This window comes from Streptomyces albipurpureus (genome assembly GCF_023701525.1).
Lineage (GTDB): Bacteria > Actinomycetota > Actinomycetes > Streptomycetales > Streptomycetaceae > Streptomyces > Streptomyces albipurpureus.
The window spans coordinates 439,074-442,152 of the sequence record NZ_JAMQAW010000008.1 but is presented as its reverse complement, the minus strand read 5'-3'; the positions used below and the strand labels follow the sequence as shown (position 1 = coordinate 442,152).

3 protein-coding genes are annotated in these 3,079 nt (G+C 64.3%); 2 read left to right on the top strand and 1 reads right to left on the bottom strand.

From position 1 onward, the window contains the following. Positions 1 to 116: 116 nt before the first annotated feature. Positions 117 to 461, bottom strand: a complete 345-nt coding sequence (locus NBG84_RS11030; protein WP_250919144.1) for an SH3 domain-containing protein — start codon at positions 459 to 461, stop codon at positions 117 to 119. A 700-nt stretch (positions 462 to 1,161) separates the two neighbouring features. Between NBG84_RS11030 and NBG84_RS11025 the strand changes: the two genes are divergently transcribed. After that, complete coding sequence (locus tag NBG84_RS11025) at positions 1,162 to 2,031, top strand: hypothetical protein (protein ID WP_250919143.1); 870 nt, start codon at positions 1,162 to 1,164, stop codon at positions 2,029 to 2,031. 183 nt (positions 2,032 to 2,214) lie between these two features. Then, on the top strand, positions 2,215 to 3,079 hold an 865-nt coding region (locus tag NBG84_RS11020; RefSeq protein WP_250919142.1), incomplete at its 3' end, for a DNA cytosine methyltransferase.

Sequence of the window (3,079 nt, the reverse complement as noted above, 5' to 3'; positions counted from 1 at the left end):
CAAGACGATGTCTTGAGCCAACGCAGGGCGGGTCAGGGTCAACTCGCCATCACGTGTTGTGATCAGCTGAGGCAAAACCTCGACCAGCAGCGTCGCTCGCGGCAGTGGCGCCCTCCTCAGACCAGTTCGAGCAGCATGTCCTTGCGTATCCATCCGTACGTCCCCTTGGGCAGCCCTCCCCCTGAACGAACGATCAACTTGCTGTAGTACCAAACTCCCTTGCCGCAGTAGACCCGCAGATCGTCACCGTCGTACAGCATCCCCCTGGGTCGATGGGAAGTAGCTGGGCCAGTGCGGTAGTTGATTCCGGCGCCGTCCACCACCGCGTTGTGATCGGTCAGGTTGTAGGTGCACGAAGAGGCACCGGCCGCAGACGCAGAGGGGGCCAGCGCAACTGCACCCATGGCGAGAAGCGCGGTGGAGGCTCCGACGGCGATAGCGCGGCGAAGTGGGACGTTCATGTTCGGGTTCAGTCCTTTCCTTCGAGGCAGAGCGCATCCCAGGGCGCCCACATGTCATCAACACACGTTGATAATAGAACTGCAGTCGCTCATTGCAACCCTTTCCGGCGCATCGAATGCCTCCCGTTTCACTAACACGTGTTGATGAAATAACCCATAAGACGGATATTCAGGCATCTTTCGAGCCACCACCGCACCCAGCCCGGCAAATGCGATAGCCAGATCGCACGCGCAGAGAGGGGAACAGCCGGCGTACGGACGGGCGGCTGCGAAGTCCGCGGTTGGGGCTGGTTGGTTGGGTGCGGGTGGTTCCTCCCGGCTGGTTGAGTGTGAGGGGCCGCGGCGGACTGCGCGCAAGGTCGTTCGTCGTCTTTTTTCGCCGCTCCTTCGTCGCGGTGAAAATAGATGCCGTCCTCCCCTGCACTGCGTCCGACGGCCCCTCGGTTTTCTTTTTGCCGGGAGGGAAGGGGGGTGGTGTCTTCGGGGCAGCAGGGTGGGGGGCGCGGGCTGCCAGCCGGGTGCGGACCGGCTGTTGGGCGAATGGGAGTGAGGGCCGTCCGCTGCGCGGACGTGAGGGTGGGTGCGGTTTGTGGCGCATGGAGGGTTGCCTCCCCCGCCCATATTCGATAGATTTACCTATGACAGGTTGGGGGTAGGGCAAGCCCCCGCCACCAAACCCCACCACCAGGAGGTACAGCACGTGAATCTCGTCTCGATGCCCCAACTGTGCGTCGCGATACGTACCCACGCACGGCTGGAAGCGCAACTCACCGAAAGCGGCAACCAACTGGCCGTCACCCTGCCGAGCAGCCTGGACAAACTGGTCCTCACCAGCGGCCTCACCACCGGGCGGCCGAGGATCTTCTGGCAGCTCCGCAGCTTCCTCGGAACCGCGAAGGAGGAATGTGGCTACCTCGACTGGTCTGGCGAATCCATCCCGCTGGTCCAGTTCGTCATTGACTACGCCTACTCGTCCCGGCAGGTGGCTCCGCAGTACGAGCACATCATCGATGCCCTCCGAGGGCGGGGACTCGACGCGCAACTCACCGTCGCCGAGGTCGGGAAGGGCTTTCAGATTCGAGTCGACCTTCCCGATGGCACGTTCCTTTTGATCGGTGCTGGCGAGTTCCTGCCGCCCCGCAGGGAGCAGGTGGAGGGCTGGCGCGTCTCACACAACGCACCCGACACCCAGATCGCCGTCGTGTATGACTCCGTGCCGGAGAGCCGCGTCAAGGGCGGAAGCCTTGGCGGGGGCAACCCGGATCTGATGGCCGACTCCGTGACGCGGTACGTGACCGGCGTAGTGGCCCGCTATGGAGGCCGTCACCCACTGGGCAGCCCTGTCCAGCAGGACTCGACCACGCCGGGCACGGTGGCGTGGCTGCTGGAGGAACTGGTGAGCTTGCGGCGCCGTCAGGCCGATCTGGGTACGGCCGGGAGCGCGCTGATCACCATCGCGGAGTGGGACGGCAGCGCCCCGAAGTCCGTCGAGGTACCGGCGGAGGTCATGAACCGGATCTCAGGCTTGCTGTTGTCCGAGGTCACCGCCTGCCAGGCGTACGGCGGATAACGCTCACCGTTGAACTGCCGCATTCACGCGCCGGGCCCGGAGGGCAACCGGGCCCGGAGGGCAACCGGGCCCGGAGGGCAACCGGGCCCGGCGCACTCCACCACCCTGGACGCAAGGACGGACCTCTTGAGTATCACCTTTTGTGACCTCTTCTGCGGCGCTGGCGGGGCCAGTACCGGTCTGGTGAACGCCGGTTGGAAGCTCATGCTGGCCGCCAATCACTGGCAAGTCGCGATCGACACACACGCCTCCAACCATCCACACGCCGAACACCTCTGCGCGGATGTCTCGAACTACGACATGCGCAGGCTCCCGAAGACCGACGCGCTTTGGGCGTCCCCCATCTGCACCGAGATATCTCCCGCCGGAGGTCGCCGTCGCAGCAAGAAGTCTCAGGGACTGTCGGAAGAGGAGTTGCGCGCGCTGCCCGACGCGGCATTCCAGCGGACGCGTGCCACCGCGTACGACGTCATCCGTGCCGCTGAAGTTCACCAGTACAAGGCCATCTTGATCGAAAACGTCACGGAGTTCGCAACGGACTGGATCTTGTTCGGCTGGTGGCTCAGCGGCATGGTGCAACTGGGCTACAACTACCAGATCGTCTGCGTCTCTTCTGCTCACATCGGTGACGCGATCAACTTGGCCGCACCCCAATGGCGGGACCGGCTCTACATCATCTTTACCAAGGTGGGCATCCGTCTGCCCAACGTAGCCCCCCGGCCCCTGGCGCACTGCACGGGCTGCGCCGAGGACATCTTCGCCAGGCAGACATGGCGTCAGGGGTACAAGGAGACCCGGGTCGGCAAGTACGCGCAGCAGTACGACTACACCTGCCCGAACCATGACGACGATGTGATCGTAGAGCCCTACGTGCGTCCGGCTGCCAGCATCATCGACTGGACTCACCTGGGCACCCGGATCGGGGACCGGAACAAGCCTCTGGCCGCGAGCACCATGGCGCGTATCGCCGCCGGGTTGGAAATGTTTCCGGCGAACCCATCGATGATCACCGTCAACCACGGCGGTCACACAGGCCGCGCGGTCCGCC

What these genes read in the sequence shown, in the direction of transcription:
- NBG84_RS11030 (WP_250919144.1), bottom strand. Translation starts at nt 461, where the DNA reads ATGAACGTCCCACTTCGCCGCGCTATCGCCGTCGGAGCCTCCACCGCG.